This window comes from Bacillus sp. T17B1 (assembly GCF_026796395.1).
Classification (GTDB): domain Bacteria; phylum Bacillota; class Bacilli; order Bacillales; family Bacillaceae; genus Bacillus; species Bacillus spizizenii_A.
Genome location: NZ_JALAYA010000054.1, coordinates 1 through 15547, shown reverse-complemented (window position 1 = coordinate 15547; position 15547 = coordinate 1). Strand labels below are relative to the sequence as shown.

The window sequence follows — 15547 nt, the reverse complement described above, 5'->3', positions numbered from 1 at the left end:
TGGATCACAGGTTAAGTTCACCGCATCCTGCGGCGACACCTGTGTGACCTGCGTCATGCAGGCCTTAGTTTGACTGACTACGCACATCGCTGTGCGATTTTATAAAAAATGAATTAACAGGTACGTTTTGTCTTGTTTAGTTTTCAAAGAACTTTGTTTATCGCTCTTTAAGCGACTTTATTATCATAACACTTCCTGTCGCTTTCGTCAATAACTTTTTTCAAGAAATTCTTTTCAAAAAGCGATTCGTCATCAGCGACGTATACTAGAATAACATCTTAAATTATTAAAGTCAACATATAATATCATTTAAATAATAAATTGCTTAATGACGACTAATGCCGCTATTCCCGGTATCCCTAAAATCCCGCTGATAGCTGTTGTGACTAGATTAACCGGCACATGAATGCCAAGGCTGCCGCCAAACATATTTACACAAACCAGCAGTAAAGCGCCCGCCACAAATTTAACAGCTGTGATACCAATCCACTTTAACGGCTTTGCAGCTGAACCTGATAAAAAAAGAAGAATAACCAGTCCTAAAATAATTCCTATAATAAAAATAGGCTCCATGAATCTTCTCATCTCCTTCGCTTGTTCTAGTACAAGCTTATGAGAAGATCCAGGAGTTTAGACCACTTACTTCCACCGGCTGATTTTTAAATTTCGCTGTTTCGCTTCCCTCAAGTAAAAAAAATACTTTGCCTCAGCTATTTTCAGTTCGTATAACACTTCATCAGACGGCTCTAAGCTTTTTTCAACCAGCTTTTTTTGCCTGTTCCACTCTTCCTTTTGCTTAAAAAGCTGCTCGATTAGTTTTTCATCAAACTCTCTTCTCAATGTTTTCTTGCGAAGAAAACCCATGGATCGCTTTTTCCTCCTTACAATTCACGTCTTCCTTCAAGTGCTTTAGAAAGAGTGACCTCATCAGCATATTCCAAATCGCCGCCGACGGGCAGTCCGTGGGCAATACGGGAGAGCTTAATACCAGACGGCTTCAGTAGCCTTGATATATACATCGCCGTTGCTTCGCCTTCTATATTAGGGTTAGTTGCGAGAATCACTTCTGTCACTTGATCATCCTGTAATCGTTTTAACAATTCTGGTATTTTAATATCCTCTGGTCCGATGCCGTCCATTGGAGAAATAGCACCGTGGAGAACATGATACTGTCCATTATATTCCTTCATCTTCTCCATAGCGATAACATCCTTAGGGTCTTGCACAACACAGATAATGGACTTATCCCTGCGCGTATCTTCACATATATAGCAAGGGTCCTGATCTGTAATATGCCCGCAAACTGAACAATATGTCAGGTTGCGTTTCGCATTTACTAATGCTTTCGCAAAATCTAATACCACATCTTCTTTCATACCTAGAACAAAAAAAGCCAGACGAACCGCTGTTTTCGGTCCGATCCCTGGCAATTTCATAAAGCTGTCAATCAGCTTTGATATTGGTTCAGGATATTGCATGTTCTTTTATCCCCCTAGAATAAACCTGGCATGTTCATTCCCTTTGTAAATTGACCCATTGTTTCGTTTGTGATCTCGTCTACTTTTTTCAAAGCTTCATTCGTTGCAGCAAGCACTAAGTCTTGAAGCATGTCGATATCTTCTGGATCAACGACTTCCTCTTTGATGATGACATCCAGGATTTCTTTTTGGCCGTTTGCTTTTACTGTAACCATACCGCCGCCTGCAGTTCCTTCAACTACCTTTTCTGCAAGCTCCACTTGAGCCTTCGCCATGTCTTTTTGTATTTTTTGCATTTGTTTCATCATTTTTTGCATATTTCCCATTCCGCCACGCATAACATTCACTCTCTTTCTTTTTGTTAGTCTTTTATTTCAATTAAATCCGCTCCGACAAGCTTTTTCGCCTCGGCAATAAGCGGGTCTTCTTCAGCCGGTTCATTTGATCCTTCATTTTCCTGCTGATGATCTACTAAAAATTCTTCTCTTATTTTACCCCATTGTGCTTCAGGAACGCCAATCAAATCCATTCTTTTTCCGAGCATCGATTCTAGAATCTGCTCAAGATTGGTCCGGACTCCGTTATTATCCTCAGCGACCATTTTACAATGGATTTCGTATTTGAATTTCAGAACAAATGCCGCTGAGGCGGCAGCCACAGGTTCACTGTCATTCAGCAAAGCGGCATGTGATGCTTTATTCTGCTGTTTGAGATGAGCAAGAAGCTTGCCCCAGCTGTTTCTGAGCAGGTCAAGATCCGGTCTCGTAGCTTCCTTCAAAATCTCATGAATTCTCCCTACTGGCGCTTTGTAATTGGATTTACCGCCCTTTGGCGCGCGCGGTGTTTCTTTTTTCGGGGTTTCTGCCGTTGTTTGAATACCCGTTGTTTTGAGCCGCTCCACTTCCTGCTCGAGCTTCTGGATTTTTTTCATCAGCATATCGACTTCCGGCAGGTCGGCAGCTGGTTGATGAGACGTTTGGCAAATCTTCACCACAGCCACTTCAAAAAAGATACGGGGATGATTTGTCCATTTCATTTCCTGATGGCTTTTGTTCAGAATATCAATCATTTCATATAACGCCTGTGCCGGAATGTGTTCGCTTAGTTCCCGGAACATTTCATCAACTTTTACTTTTTCAAGCACTCCTTCTAAGCCAGGGGCTGTTTTATACAGCAGCATATCTCTGAAATAGAAAATCATATCCTCTATCAGCTTGGCTGGATCTTTCCCTTGCTGAAGCAGTTCATTTAATGTTTCCAGTGCGTCAGAAACGTTTTTATCATGAAGGGATTGTGCAAGCTTCCCTATATATAATTGAGAAACAGCTCCCGTAATTAAAAGCGCATCCTCGACTTTCAGGATATCGCCGCTGAATGATACGGCCTGATCTAGAAGGCTGAGGGCATCCCTCATTCCTCCGTCCGCCGCACTCGCAATGATATCAAGCGCCCCTTCTTCCACTTGAAGCTCTTCAGCATCAACAATTTTATTCATACACCCAACAATTGCAGGGGATGTAATTCGTTTAAAATCAAAACGCTGACATCTGGAGATAATGGTTAAAGGAATTTTGTGCGGTTCGGTTGTCGCTAAGATAAAAATACAATGCTCAGGCGGCTCTTCTAATGTTTTTAGTAACGCATTAAAGGCACCGATAGAAAGCATATGTACCTCATCTATGATATATACCTTATATGTGACGGCCGATGGGGCAAACTTCACTTTATCGCGAATGTCACGAATCTCATCAACACCGTTGTTAGAAGCGGCGTCAATTTCTATGACATCGGATATGGACCCGTTTGTTATCCCTTTACAGGCTGCACATTCGTTACATGGCTCATCAACAGGAGCGTGTTCACAGTTGACAGCTTTAGCAAATATTTTGGCCGCACTGGTTTTTCCCGTACCCCTTGGCCCGGAAAACAGGTAGGCGTGAGAAAACTTTTTTTGTAAAAGGGCATTTTGCAGCGTTTTTGTAATGTGTTCTTGTCCAACCACATCTTCAAAGCGCTGAGGCCTGAATACTCGATATAAAGCTTGGTAACTCACGGGTTTGCCCTCCTCCGTTATTCATCATTCCCATTATACATGAACCTTGTTTCGATTCCAAAAGCTCTTTTTACATAACAAAAAACTCACCTAATGATAGGTGAGTCTGAAAATTTGATGATTGATTTACCGTGCACCTTCTGTCGATTCGCTACCCTAAGCGTTACTTAAGCAGTTAGCTCGGCCCAGGCAACCCCGCGGCACATGAGAGGTTTCACTTAATGCTGCTTCCTTCCGGACCTGACATGGTTCATGAATTCCCATTGCGCAGGACCCAAACGTCAACACCACTTACTTAAGGCAGACCTTAAAGTAAACGAACCTCGAGAAGGGATTCGGCCCCGCTAGAGCGGATTGCAGGTACAGGGCACCGCTACCTCCCCGCTTAGCACGGCAAAATAAATATCAAATTTTATATCGCATCTATTGCGATGCATACATAAGTATATCGTTTCCCCCTGAAAATTGCAACCGGCCTACTCAGACAAGTTTTTCCTGAAGGATTTCTTCTTTTTTCGCAGTTCTCTAAAAAATGAACTGAGCATTTCTCCGCATTCCTCCTCAAGTACTCCGCTCACCACTTCAGCCTGGTGATTAAAGCGCTCTTCCTGCAAAAGATTCATAAGTGTGCCTGAACAGCCACCTTTGGGGTCAAATGCACCAAATACCACTTTTTCTACTCGCGAAAGCACGACGGCACCAGCACACATCGGACAAGGCTCAAGTGTCACATAAAGAGTTGCACCCTCCAGCCGCCACGTTCCCAGCGCCTTACACGCTTCATCAATTACAAGCATTTCCGCATGAGCGATTGACCGCTGTTCCGTTTCTCTTAAATTATGTGCACGCGCTATGATTTCATCGTTAACGACAAGCACGGCGCCGATTGGCACTTCACCTTTCTCTTCAGCTTTTCTCGCTTCTTTAATTGCTTCTTTCATATAAAGTTCATCTTGTGTCATAAGGATAAGCTCTCTTTACAAAGTTTTTTTATTGCCTAAAAAGGCTACATAACAACTATAACTGAAACGGAAAGGAGACTGTCAATTGTCCAAAGCAGACACAGCTCTTCTCATTGTAGACATGATCAATAATTTTGAATTCGATATGGGAGAAAGCCTCGCCAAAAAAACAGAAAAAATCGTTCCTCATATTTTATCATTAAAAGAACATGCGAGACAAAATGACTGGCCGATTATTTACATTAATGATCATTATGGACTTTGGCAAGCTGATATTAAAAATATTCAGCAAGAATGCACGAATGAAAGAAGCAAGGATATTATCAGGCAAATAGCTCCGGAAGATGCTGATTATTTTTTAATTAAACCGAAGCATTCCGCCTTTTACGAAACTGCCCTTCACACTCTCCTTACTGAATTGCAGGTAAAACATATTATCTTAACAGGTATAGCCGGTAACATATGCGTTCTGTTTACCGCTAATGACGCTTACATGAGGGAATACAGCATCACGATCCCTAAGGACTGCATTGCCTCAAATCGTGACGAAGACAACGAATTTGCCTTAACCATGATGGAGAATGTTCTTCTTGCGGAAATTACGATGGAGGAACAAATTACAGAAAAATAAACATGATCAGCGCGTTTCTTTCATACATTGATAGCGATATGAAAGGAGGCGTTTTTCATTCAAATTCATGTGGTGAATCAAGGCGACACTCTCTCTGCTATCGCTGCACAATACAGAACAACTGTAAATGAAATCACAGAAACGAATGAAATACCTAATCCCGACAACCTTGTTGTCGGACAAACCATTGTCATACCAATAGCCGGCCAGTTCTATGATGTTCAACAAGGTGATACCCTGACATCTATCGCACGGCAGTTCAATACAACAGCAGCCGAGCTTGCCAGGGTTAACCGAATCCAGTTAAATACCGTACTGCAGATTGGTTTCCGCTTATACATCCCTCCGGTTCCTAAACGAGACATCGAATCAAATGCTTATTTGGAACCCCGCGGAAATCAAGTCAGTGAAAATCTCCAGCAGGCGGCCAGAGAAGCGTCACCCTACTTAACGTACCTTGGCGCATTCAGTTTCCAGGCACAACGTGACGGAACCTTAGTCGCTCCACCTTTAACGAATTTAAGAAGCATTGCAGAGAATCAAAACACGACATTGATGATGATTATAACGAACTTAGAAAACCAGGCATTCAGCGATGAACTCGGCCGAATCCTTTTGAACGACGATACTGTTAAAAGAAGACTATTAAATGAAATCGTCGAGAATGCCAAAAGATATGATTTTTATGATATTCATTTTGACTTTGAATATTTACGGCCTCAGGATAGAGAAGCCTATAATCAGTTTCTACGTGAAGCAAGGGATCTTTTCCATCGAGAAGGCCTAGAAATTTCTACAGCGCTTGCCCCTAAAACAAGCGCAACACAGCAGGGCAGATGGTACGAAGCCCATGATTACAGAGCCCATGGCCAAATTGTCGACTTTGTTGTTCTCATGACATATGAATGGGGCTATAGCGGCGGACCAGCTCAAGCCGTTTCGCCGATTGGGCCTGTTCGGGATGTCATAGAATATGCTTTGACTGAAATGCCTGCGAATAAAATTGTCATGGGCCAGAATTTATATGGGTATGATTGGACGCTTCCGTATACAGCAGGAGGAACCCCGGCAAGAGCAGTAAGCCCTCAGCAAGCCCTTGTCATTGCCGATCAAAACAATGCATCTATTCAGTATGACGAAACAGCTCAAGCGCCTTTTTTCCACTATACTGATGCAGAAAACAGAAGGCACGAGGTATGGTTCGAGGATGCCCGCTCGATACAAGCAAAATTCAATCTGATTAAAGAGCTGAATTTGAGGGGCATTAGCTATTGGAAGTTAGGTCTTTCCTTTCCCCAAAACTGGCTGTTGCTGTCTGATCAATTTAATATTGTCAAAAAGACGTTTCGATAATTTGGAAACGTCTTTTTTCATGATGCACCCAAGGGTTGTGATACAATATGAAGGTCGGTAACTGACGAACGTTTTTCAGAAATAAGGAGGATTCCGATGAATACAGCCCCTTTTATTGCAATAGAAGGTCCTATCGGGGCAGGAAAAACAACCCTCGCAACAATGCTCTCACAAGAGTTTGGATTCCCTATGATTAGTGAGATTGTTGAGGATAACCCATACCTTGATAAGTTTTATGACAATATAGAGGAATGGAGCTTCCAGCTTGAAATGTTTTTTCTTTGTCACAGATACAAACAGCTTGAAGATACCAGCGCTCACTTCTTAAAAAAGGGACAGCCTGTGATAGCTGATTACCACATTTATAAAAATGTGATTTTTGCGGAACGCACCCTGTCTCAGCATCAGCTGGAAAAATATAAAAAGATTTTTCACCTGCTAACGGATGATTTGCCAAAGCCAAATTTCATCATTTACATAAAGGCTAGTCTGCCCACATTGCTACACCGTATTGAAAAACGCGGACGCCCCTTTGAGAAAAAAATTGAAACAAGCTATTTGGAGCAGCTGATCGCAGATTATGAAGTTGCCATCAAACAGTTGCAGGAAGCAGATCCTGAACTAACAGTGCTAACTATAGATGGTGATTCAAAGGATTTCGTTTTGAATAAGAGCGACTTTGAACGCATTGCCGCCCATGTAAAGGAGCTTATCGTATGAAGGAACATCATATCCCGAAGAATTCAATTATCACAGTAGCAGGAACAGTAGGCGTCGGAAAATCGACTTTAACAAGAGCTTTGGCTAAAAGGCTTGGATTTAAAACCTCTATGGAGGAAGTCGATCATAATCCATACTTAGAAAAGTTCTATCATGATTTTGAACGTTGGAGCTTTCACCTACAAATCTATTTCTTAGCTGAACGATTCAAAGAACAGAAAACAATTTTTGAAGCCGGCGGAGGATTTGTACAGGATCGTTCTATTTATGAAGACACAGGAATTTTCGCAAAAATGCATGCTGACAAAGGGACAATGTCAAAGATTGATTATAAAACTTACACAAGCCTTTTCGAAGCAATGGTCATGACTCCGTATTTCCCACACCCAGATATATTGATCTATTTAGAAGGAGATCTAGATAACATTTTAAATCGGATTGAAGAACGCGGCCGTGAAATGGAGCTCCAGACAAGCCGGTCTTATTGGGAAGAAATGCATACCCGCTATGAAAACTGGATAAGTGGTTTTAACGCCTGCCCTGTTTTAAAGCTCAGGATTGAGGATTATGATCTGCTGAACGACGAAAGCTCGATTGAAAATATTGTAGATCAAATCGCTTCAGTTATTCATGTAAATCAAAAAAAGTGAATCTCAACTGAGATTCACTTTTTCTCTATAATAAAAAATCCGTTGCATCAAATGCAACGGACAAAACAATCTCCAATATATGCTTGTGTTTCATTAGAATTAAAATCAATATGGCGGAGGAAGAGGGATTCGAACCCCCGCGGGCTTTGACACCCCTGTCGGTTTTCAAGACCGATCCCTTCAGCCGGACTTGGGTATTCCTCCGTATCGACAAGACTTACTATATCATGAATGTTCTTATAGGGTCAAGCATTTTTAAAAACTTTTTTGTTTTTATAAAAAAAATCGTGTTTACTCAGGCAAAAAGGCGCACCTTGCCAGGCACACCTTTTCACAATTTTTATGGTTTTATTACTTCTTTATTCCCCATATAAGGACGAAGCACTTTTGGAATTACAACGCTTCCGTCTTCCTGCTGATAATTTTCTAAGATAGCGGCTACTGTTCTTCCAACCGCCAGCCCTGAACCGTTTAGTGTGTGCACATGCTCAGGCTTGCCTTTCGCTTCACGTCTAAAACGAATGTTCGCACGTCTTGCCTGGAACGCTTCAAAGTTGCTGCAAGAAGAGATTTCACGATATGTGTCTTGGCTTGGAATCCAAACTTCGATATCGTATTTTTTTGCAGCCGTAAAGCCCAGATCACCCGTACACATGCTCATCACACGGTATGGAAGTTCAAGCAGCTGGAGAACTCGCTCTGCTTGGTTTGTAAGCTTCTCTAATTCTTCATAAGAATCTTCAGGCTTCACAAACTTCACAAGCTCAACTTTATTAAATTGGTGCTGACGTATTAATCCGCGTGTATCACGCCCTGCTGAACCAGCTTCAGAACGGAAGCATGCACTGAATGCCGCATAGTTAATCGGCAGGCTGTCACCTGAAAGGATTTCGTCACGATGCATGTTTGTAATCGGCACTTCCGCAGTTGGAATCAAGAAGTAATCTTCTTCTCTGATTTTAAACGCATCCTCTTCGAACTTAGGAAGCTGACCCGTTCCTGTCATGCTTGCGCGGTTTACCATATAAGGCGGAATCACTTCAGTATAGTTATACTCATCTACATGAAGATCAAGCATAAAGTTATAAAGCGCACGCTCCAGACGAGCACCTAAACCTTTATAGAACACGAAACGGCTTCCCGTTACTTTTGCAGCACGTTCAAAATCTAAAATCCCGAGCTCATCTGCAATATCCCAGTGCGGTTTCGGCTCGTAAGCAAATGAAGGCTTATCTCCCCATTTACGCACTTCTATGTTGTCGTCTTCTGTTTCACCGACAGGGACAGAGTCATGAGGAATGTTTGGGATTGAAAGAAGAATGGTATCAAGCTCAGATTCCACTGATCTTAATTCTTCATCAAGTGTTTTAATTTCCTCGCCGACTTCACGCATTTCTTTAATAATATGATCGGCGTCTTTTTTCTCACGTTTCAGCACAGCAACCTGCTGAGATACTTCATTCCGCTTTCCTTTTAACTCTTCAACCTTGCCGATCAGCTCTCTTCGTCTATCGTCTAGCGCCTCAAACTTATCAAAATCAGTTAAGTCTTCGCCTTTGTGTACAAGCTTTGCTTTAATTTCTTGAAAATTTGCTCTCAGCATTTTCATATCAAGCATGCGAAACACTCCTTTTTTATTGATTTTTCGAAAATAAAAAGAGCCCTCATCCCCATAAAGGGACGAGAGCTCTCGCGTTGCCACCCTGATTGAAAACAAGCCAAAGACTCGTTTTCCACTTTCACACATAACGGTTATCCCGTAAATGCCTACTTGTTTCAGCATTTCGCTCAAGGATGGATTCAGACAGCATCTTTCACCGATTCGCACCAACCATCGGCTCTCTTAGAAAGAGAGGCTTCTTACTAGTTCCTATCAACGCTTTTCGATCTTTATTTGTGCTTATAATGTACTATAAGTTTCCACAGCTTTCAACTGTTTTATACAAGTGCTTTCTGTTTGTATTCCTCAACCATTTGAACGAACAGCTGTGTTACTCGGGGATCTTCTGTCAGCTCCGGATGGAACGAGCAGCCCAGGAATTGATCCTGTTTAGCAGCTACAATACGACCATTATGCTCCGAAAGAACCTCCACATTTTCTCCAGCTTCTAAAATATGCGGCGCGCGGATGAATACACCTGTGAAAGGCTCGTCCAGGCCTTTGATTGTTAAATCAGCTTCAAAGCTGTCAACCTGCCGGCCAAACGAATTACGCTCCACTACCACATTCAGCAGACCTAAATGAGGATTATCTGAACCAGCGATTTCTTTTGCTAGTATGATTAATCCGGCACATGTCCCGAACATCGGTTTTCCCTGAGCAGCAAATTGACGTAGCGGTTCCATGAATTGATACGTATCAATCAAACGGCGCATCGTCGTACTCTCACCGCCAGGTAAAATCAGTCCGTCAATTTCGTTCAGCTGCTCCGGGCGTTTAATGACAAGACCAGCCGCGCCGCATGCTTCAATTGCATGGATATGCTCTCTAACTGCTCCTTGAAGTCCTAGTACTCCTATTGTTAACATGTCAGCAGCGCTCCTATATTCTTACCAGCCGCGTTCTTGCATACGCTGTTCTGGAAGTAAGTTTGAGATTTCAATCCCTTTCATTGCAGTACCAAGCTCTTTTGAAAGGTCAGCGATCAATTTGTAATCTGTGTAGTGAGTTGTTGCTTCCACAATTGCTTTCGCAAACTTAGCAGGGTTGTCTGATTTGAAAATACCAGAACCGACAAATACTCCGTCAGCACCAAGCTGCATCATGAGAGCAGCATCAGCAGGAGTGGCTACACCGCCAGCAGCAAAGTTAACGACTGGAAGCTTGCCATCTTTTTTAATTTGAAGAAGAAGCTCGTAAGGAGCACCTAAGTTTTTCGCTTCTGTCATGATTTCATCATCACTCATCGCAACTACTTTGCGCACTTGAGCATTTACTTTGCGCATATGGCGAACTGCCTCAACGATATTTCCTGTTCCAGGCTCACCTTTCGTACGAAGCATAGAAGCGCCTTCAGCAATACGGCGCGTTGCTTCACCGAGATCACGGCAGCCGCAAACGAAAGGAACTGTGTATTCATTTTTATTCAAATGAAATTCTTCGTCAGCCGGAGTCAGAACTTCACTTTCATCAATATAGTCAACACCCATAGCTTCAAGCACACGCGCTTCAACAATATGTCCGATACGCGCTTTTGCCATTACTGGGATAGATACTGCATTCATTACTTCTTCCACGATTGTAGGGTCAGCCATACGGGCAACTCCTCCAGCCGCGCGAATATCAGCTGGTACACGCTCTAGCGCCATTACAGCTACAGCTCCAGCCTCTTCGGCAATTTTCGCTTGTTCCGCATTGATGACGTCCATGATGACGCCGCCTTTTTGCATTTCTGCCATTCCGCGTTTCACACGTTCAGTACCTGTTTGAGCCATTTCTTGGTCCCCCTAATCAAGATATAATTGTATAATTTCTAATCCTTATTGTATCCTAGAAATCCAATAATTCATATGGATATATATTATTTTATTCGGTTTTTAGCGCTTTGAAATCATTTTTTCTTAAAAATTAAGTCTTTTCAGTATATTAAGCGAAAGAGCCCTAATATACATCAGAGCTCTTTCATTTGATTAAAACCAGCCGGTTACCGTATCAACAATGCTTCCCCAAATGCCGGCAAAAAATCCGCCAATACTGCGCATTGTTAGAACAAACCAATTTGCTTTTTCTACATTTTCTTTTGTAACAAGGTCTGCGCCAGCAAGATTGCTGTTAAGGAATCCATAATCCTTTTCATCACCAGTATATTCTGCAGTCAGTTTCCCAACCTTGGTTCCTTTCTTCACAGGAGCAGTCAAGGTCTCTTTACTTAGTGTGACCTTCGCTTTGTAATTCTTTTCTTCGCCATTTTTGACAGGAAGAGAGAACGCTTTGTTTGTCACAATGCCTACTTCTTTCTCTTTACCCTTATCAACTGAAATCGTTTTATGGCCTTTTACTTGATCGCCTTCAGCATAGATTTCTTTCATGGAGAAATTGTCAAAAGCATAATCAAACATTTTTTTCGTTTCATCGAAACGGCCTGTATGTAGATTGCCTTTTGCGTTTAATACAACAGTAATAACACGCATTCCATTGAGTTCAGCTGTTCCTGTAAAGCATGAACCCGCAGAGTCAGTAGAACCTGTTTTCAGTCCGTCTACAGTCGCTTTTTTATACTCGCTGACAAGCCCTTTCAGCATGAAGTTCCAGTTTGGCATGTCCATTTCATCATCAGTGCCTTCCCTGAACTTCGTTTTGGCTATGCTTGAAGTCTCCAGAACCTTAGGGTAGTCAGTAATCAAGTGATCCGCAAGAATCGCCATGTCCTTGGCAGAAACTTCACTTTCTTCATCTTCACTTGTCCCCTCAGGCTGATGCCCGTGAAGATCTTTGTTTTCAAGACCTGTTGCGTTAACAAATTTGTAATCTGTTAAGCCTAGTTCTTTTGCTTTTGCATTCATTTTCTCAACAAACTTAGTTTCAGAACCTGCAACGACTTCTGCTATCGCAATAGCAGCAGCATTTGCAGAGTAAATTGCAGTAGCTTGGTATAATTCTTCTACTGTGTATTTTCCATCTTTCCGAAGAGGAACGTTTGATAAGCTGTTATCTTGGGAAATCTCATACACATAGTCATCAGGCGTATAGGTTTGATCCCATTTCACTTTACCTTGATCAATTGCTTCTAATAACAGATACTCTGTCATCATTTTTGTCATACTTGCAATTGGCAGCCTCTTATCTGCATTTTTACTGTACAGAATTTTACCTGAAGAAGCTTCGATCATAATAGCAGCAGATGCATTAATATCAATTGGATCGCTGGCTGCTTTGGCTTTTGACATTGGTGCCAGACAAGTCACAGCTAGTGTTAACACAACCAATGACATCAATAGCTGTTTACATTTCTTGATGTTCAATCGTACGACCTCCGTATTTCATATTCTTCATCTATAATTAAGCCGTTAAGGACATTTTCAATGCACAACAGTATAAATTTTATCATAATCAGTATAAAAAAAATAGACAGAGTCAGAGACCCTGTCAAATGTTTTTAATTTGTAACAATTTATTACGAAATTGTATAGTTTGGAGATTCTTTTGTAATCTGTACATCATGCGGATGGCTTTCACGAAGTCCTGCGCCAGTCATGCGAATGAACTGGGCTTCTTCTCTTAAAGCGTGAAGATCTTTAGAGCCGCAATACCCCATTCCAGAACGAAGACCGCCGACTAGCTGATAAACTGTCTCTTCAACTGGTCCTTTGTAAGGTGTGCGTCCTTCAATTCCTTCAGGAACAAATTTTTTGTTTTCTTCTTGGAAGTAACGGTCTTTACTTCCTTTTTCCATTGCAGCAACTGACCCCATACCGCGGTATACTTTAAATCTTCTGCCTTGGTAGATTTCAGTATCACCAGGGCTTTCTGACGTGCCTGCAAGCAAGCTTCCAAGCATAACAGCATGTCCACCGGCTGCTAATGCTTTAGTGATATCACCAGAGAATTTAATTCCGCCATCTGCGATGATTGTCTTGCCGTGTTTTCTTGCTTCAGTCGCACAATCATAAATTGCTGTAATTTGCGGAACACCGACACCGGCTACTACGCGTGTAGTACAAATTGAACCAGGTCCGATTCCAACTTTGACAACATCTACTCCAGCTTCAATAAGAGCTCTTGTCGCTTCAGCTGTTGCCACGTTTCCAGCAATAATGTTTAATTCAGGATATGTTTCACGGATTTTTGTTACTGTGTTTAATACGCCTTGGGAATGTCCGTGAGCTGTATCAATAACAATAACATCGACATTGGCTTCAACAAGCTTTTTGACACGAGTCATTGTGTCGCCAGTTACGCCAACTGCCGCGCCAACGATCAGACGTCCGTGAATGTCTTTAGAAGAGTTCGGGAACTCAATGACTTTTTCAATGTCTTTAATCGTGATAAGACCTTTTAATTTATTCTGGTCATCAACGAGAGGAAGCTTTTCAATTTTATGTTTCTGCAAAATCTTTTCAGCTTCATCAAGAGTCGTTCCTACAGGTGCAGTAACAAGCTCTTCTTTTGTCATGACATCGCTGATTTTCATTGAGTAGTCAGAAATAAAACGAAGATCACGGTTTGTAATAATTCCGACAAGCTTTTGGTCCTCTTTGTTATCTACAATCGGAACACCGGAAATTCTATATTTCCCCATCAAGTGCTCCGCATCAAATACTTGGTGATCAGGAGTTAAAAAGAAGGGATTTGTGATAACGCCGCGCTCAGAACGCTTTACTTTATCAACTTGTTCAGCCTGCTGTTCAATGGACATATTTTTATGGATGATGCCCAAGCCGCCCTGTCTAGCCATTGCAATTGCCATCGCTGATTCTGTTACAGTGTCCATACCTGCGCTGATGACTGGAATATTCAGCTTTAACGTTTTTGTTAGTTCTACAGATAAATCCACATCGCGCGGAAGTACCTCTGACTTGGCTGGCAAAAGCAGCACATCGTCGAACGTTAAGCCTTCTTTTGAAAATTTACTTTCCCACATTAGTAAATCCCCCTCTTTTCGGCAAAATATTATATGTAGATTATCAACTAGCCAAGAGCCTGTCAAGGAAGCGAGAAAGAGTTGAAATATTTAGATAACGGAAAGGAAATAGAAGTACAGATGACATATCATGAGTGGAAAGACTTAGCGCTATTTTATTCCGTTGAATCGACCCAAAAATTTCTAGAAAAGGTTTATACCTTAAACGGGATTGAAGATGCAAAAAAGAACTCTTTTAAAAACAGTGAACGGTTTATATATTTCTTAAAGCATGCCGAATCGTTTTATAAACAAGCTTCATATTCCCCTTTAGAAATCAAACCGATTCTTTTATTTTACGGAATGGCACAGCTCATCAAAGCATGCCTCATAACACGGGATCCTCATTATCCAAGCCATACATCAATACTGGCCCATGGCGTAACAACAAGAAAGCGAAAGAAACAGAATTATTGTTTTAGCGATGATGAAGTAAAAATACAACGCAACGGCCTATGCATGCATTTCATGAAACACTTATTCGGACAATCGGATATAGTAGATGAACGGTACACCATGAAAAAATTATTAATTGCGATTCCAGAACTAAGTGATACTTTCTATTTTCAGCAGAAAGAACGTTTTATGACAAAAATAAAAAAGGAAAAGGACAGGATTGCTGTACCAGAAGATGTAGTAATCAATTATAAAATGTCTGATTCAAGATTTGCCGAATATATGTCCCATCATTTTCAATGGTCTTTTGAAAGAAAAAATAAACACGAGCTGCTGTTTGGAATTTCATCGCAAGACATGAAGCCATGGACATCAGTCAGCTTGTTGTATGACATGGGTAAGAACCAATACTTTATCCCTGCTCAAAAAGAACAATTTCTGAGACTTCCTGAAATGGCAATTCATTACCTAGTATTGTACAACATAGGGATGATTGCGAGGTATGAGACAGAGTGGTGGTATGAGTTGTTAACGCAGCATATAAGTGATGATTACGTGCTAATTCAGCAGTTTTTATTAGTAACAGAAAACAAATTCCCAAAATACGCTTTTCAATTTCTTCTTCATTTTTGACAAACAAAAAACCCAGCTCAATGAGCTGGGTTTAACCTTGCTTGGCGGCGT

General features: G+C 41.5%; 16 protein-coding genes, 1 tRNA gene, 1 other RNA gene and 1 other annotated feature. Of the genes, 5 read left to right on the top strand and 13 right to left on the bottom strand.

What is annotated here, in order from left to right; all coding sequences use genetic code 11:
- Window positions 1-309: 309 nt before the first annotated feature.
- From bofA to tadA, 7 genes are all read right to left on the bottom strand, one after another.
- Complete coding sequence (bofA, locus tag MOF34_RS19525) at window positions 310-573, bottom strand: sigma-K factor-processing regulator BofA (RefSeq protein ID WP_019712990.1); 264 nt, start codon at window positions 571-573, stop codon at window positions 310-312.
- A gap of 66 nt (window positions 574-639) precedes the next feature.
- The gene (locus tag MOF34_RS19520; protein WP_019712989.1) at window positions 640-864 is read right to left on the bottom strand and encodes a YaaL family protein; all 225 of its coding nucleotides are present in this window, start codon (window positions 862-864) and stop codon (window positions 640-642) included.
- A 17-nt stretch (window positions 865-881) separates the two neighbouring features.
- On the bottom strand, window positions 882-1478 hold the full coding sequence (gene recR / locus MOF34_RS19515; protein ID WP_003242386.1) for a recombination protein RecR: 597 nt from the start codon (window positions 1476-1478) through the stop codon (window positions 882-884).
- 14 nt (window positions 1479-1492) lie between these two features.
- The gene (locus MOF34_RS19510; protein WP_268401410.1) at window positions 1493-1816 is read right to left on the bottom strand and encodes a YbaB/EbfC family nucleoid-associated protein; all 324 of its coding nucleotides are present in this window, start codon (window positions 1814-1816) and stop codon (window positions 1493-1495) included.
- Window positions 1817-1839: 23 nt separating this feature from the next.
- Window positions 1840-3531 (bottom strand): DNA polymerase III subunit gamma/tau, encoded by a 1692-nt coding sequence (gene dnaX, locus MOF34_RS19505; protein WP_268401409.1) that lies wholly within the window; start codon window positions 3529-3531, stop codon window positions 1840-1842.
- A gap of 129 nt (window positions 3532-3660) precedes the next feature.
- An RNA gene (gene ffs / locus MOF34_RS19500) (signal recognition particle sRNA large type) lies at window positions 3661-3925 on the bottom strand.
- A gap of 82 nt (window positions 3926-4007) precedes the next feature.
- Window positions 4008-4493 carry a tRNA adenosine(34) deaminase TadA gene (gene tadA / locus MOF34_RS19495; protein ID WP_268401408.1) on the bottom strand — a complete coding sequence of 162 codons (486 nt, stop codon included), beginning with the start codon at window positions 4491-4493 and terminating at the stop codon, window positions 4008-4010.
- A gap of 85 nt (window positions 4494-4578) precedes the next feature.
- Here tadA and MOF34_RS19490 point away from each other — a divergent pair, with 85 nt between their 5' ends.
- The 4 genes from MOF34_RS19490 to dck all read left to right on the top strand — a co-directional run bounded on the left by MOF34_RS19490 (window position 4579) and on the right by dck (window position 7847).
- On the top strand, window positions 4579-5124 hold the full coding sequence (locus MOF34_RS19490; protein ID WP_268401407.1) for an isochorismatase family cysteine hydrolase: 546 nt from the start codon (window positions 4579-4581) through the stop codon (window positions 5122-5124).
- Between the two features lie 69 nt (window positions 5125-5193).
- Window positions 5194-6477, top strand: a complete 1284-nt coding sequence (locus MOF34_RS19485; RefSeq protein WP_268401406.1) for a glycoside hydrolase family 18 protein — start codon at window positions 5194-5196, stop codon at window positions 6475-6477.
- A 96-nt stretch (window positions 6478-6573) separates the two neighbouring features.
- Window positions 6574-7197 (top strand): deoxyguanosine kinase, encoded by a 624-nt coding sequence (dgk, locus tag MOF34_RS19480; RefSeq protein ID WP_268401405.1) that lies wholly within the window; start codon window positions 6574-6576, stop codon window positions 7195-7197.
- Window positions 7194-7847 (top strand): deoxyadenosine/deoxycytidine kinase, encoded by a 654-nt coding sequence (dck, locus tag MOF34_RS19475; protein WP_268401404.1) that lies wholly within the window; start codon window positions 7194-7196, stop codon window positions 7845-7847. The genes dgk and dck overlap by 4 nt, the downstream gene beginning before the upstream one ends.
- Before the next feature lie 111 nt (window positions 7848-7958).
- Here the strand turns inward: dck and MOF34_RS19470 are convergent.
- The 6 genes from MOF34_RS19470 to guaB form a co-directional block, all read right to left on the bottom strand.
- Window positions 7959-8051: transfer RNA gene (locus MOF34_RS19470), tRNA-Ser, on the bottom strand.
- Between the two features lie 136 nt (window positions 8052-8187).
- The gene (serS, locus tag MOF34_RS19465; RefSeq protein WP_268401403.1) at window positions 8188-9465 is read right to left on the bottom strand and encodes a serine--tRNA ligase; all 1278 of its coding nucleotides are present in this window, start codon (window positions 9463-9465) and stop codon (window positions 8188-8190) included.
- Window positions 9466-9520: 55 nt separating this feature from the next.
- Window positions 9521-9733, bottom strand: a binding site (T-box leader).
- Between the two features lie 52 nt (window positions 9734-9785).
- Complete coding sequence (pdxT, locus tag MOF34_RS19460; protein WP_268401402.1) at window positions 9786-10376, bottom strand: pyridoxal 5'-phosphate synthase glutaminase subunit PdxT; 591 nt, start codon at window positions 10374-10376, stop codon at window positions 9786-9788.
- Between the two features lie 21 nt (window positions 10377-10397).
- Entirely contained in the window at window positions 10398-11282 is an 885-nt protein-coding gene (gene pdxS, locus MOF34_RS19455; RefSeq protein WP_019712980.1) for a pyridoxal 5'-phosphate synthase lyase subunit PdxS, read from the bottom strand.
- A 195-nt stretch (window positions 11283-11477) separates the two neighbouring features.
- A complete protein-coding gene (gene dacA / locus MOF34_RS19450; protein WP_268401401.1) occupies window positions 11478-12809 on the bottom strand; it encodes a D-alanyl-D-alanine carboxypeptidase in 1332 nt (443 codons plus the stop codon).
- A gap of 152 nt (window positions 12810-12961) precedes the next feature.
- The gene (gene guaB, locus MOF34_RS19445) at window positions 12962-14428 is read right to left on the bottom strand and encodes an IMP dehydrogenase (protein ID WP_019712978.1); all 1467 of its coding nucleotides are present in this window, start codon (window positions 14426-14428) and stop codon (window positions 12962-12964) included.
- Between the two features lie 120 nt (window positions 14429-14548).
- On the opposite strand from guaB, the gene MOF34_RS19440 reads away from it, so the two are divergent.
- Window positions 14549-15496: a YaaC family protein gene (locus MOF34_RS19440; protein ID WP_268401411.1), complete on the top strand. Its 948-nt coding sequence runs from the start codon at window positions 14549-14551 to the stop codon at window positions 15494-15496.
- Window positions 15497-15547 lie beyond the last annotated feature (51 nt).

Bases quoted from the DNA above. Each gene is read 5' to 3' on its own strand.
- serS (WP_268401403.1), bottom strand. From the start codon at position 9,465: ATGCTTGATATGAAAATGCTGAGAGCAAATTTTCAAGAAATTAAAGCA.
- MOF34_RS19510 (WP_268401410.1), bottom strand. From the start codon at position 1,816: ATGCGTGGCGGAATGGGAAATATGCAAAAAATGATGAAACAAATGCAA.
- dck (WP_268401404.1), top strand. From the start codon at position 7,194: ATGAAGGAACATCATATCCCGAAGAATTCAATTATCACAGTAGCAGGA.
- pdxS (WP_019712980.1), bottom strand. From the start codon at position 11,282: ATGGCTCAAACAGGTACTGAACGTGTGAAACGCGGAATGGCAGAAATG.
- dgk (WP_268401405.1), top strand. From the start codon at position 6,574: ATGAATACAGCCCCTTTTATTGCAATAGAAGGTCCTATCGGGGCAGGA.
- guaB (WP_019712978.1), bottom strand. From the start codon at position 14,428: ATGTGGGAAAGTAAATTTTCAAAAGAAGGCTTAACGTTCGACGATGTG.
- recR (WP_003242386.1), bottom strand. From the start codon at position 1,478: ATGCAATATCCTGAACCAATATCAAAGCTGATTGACAGCTTTATGAAA.
- tadA (WP_268401408.1), bottom strand. From the start codon at position 4,493: ATGACACAAGATGAACTTTATATGAAAGAAGCAATTAAAGAAGCGAGA.
- MOF34_RS19520 (WP_019712989.1), bottom strand. From the start codon at position 864: ATGGGTTTTCTTCGCAAGAAAACATTGAGAAGAGAGTTTGATGAAAAA.
- MOF34_RS19440 (WP_268401411.1), top strand. From the start codon at position 14,549: ATGACATATCATGAGTGGAAAGACTTAGCGCTATTTTATTCCGTTGAA.
- pdxT (WP_268401402.1), bottom strand. From the start codon at position 10,376: ATGTTAACAATAGGAGTACTAGGACTTCAAGGAGCAGTTAGAGAGCAT.
- bofA (WP_019712990.1), bottom strand. From the start codon at position 573: ATGGAGCCTATTTTTATTATAGGAATTATTTTAGGACTGGTTATTCTT.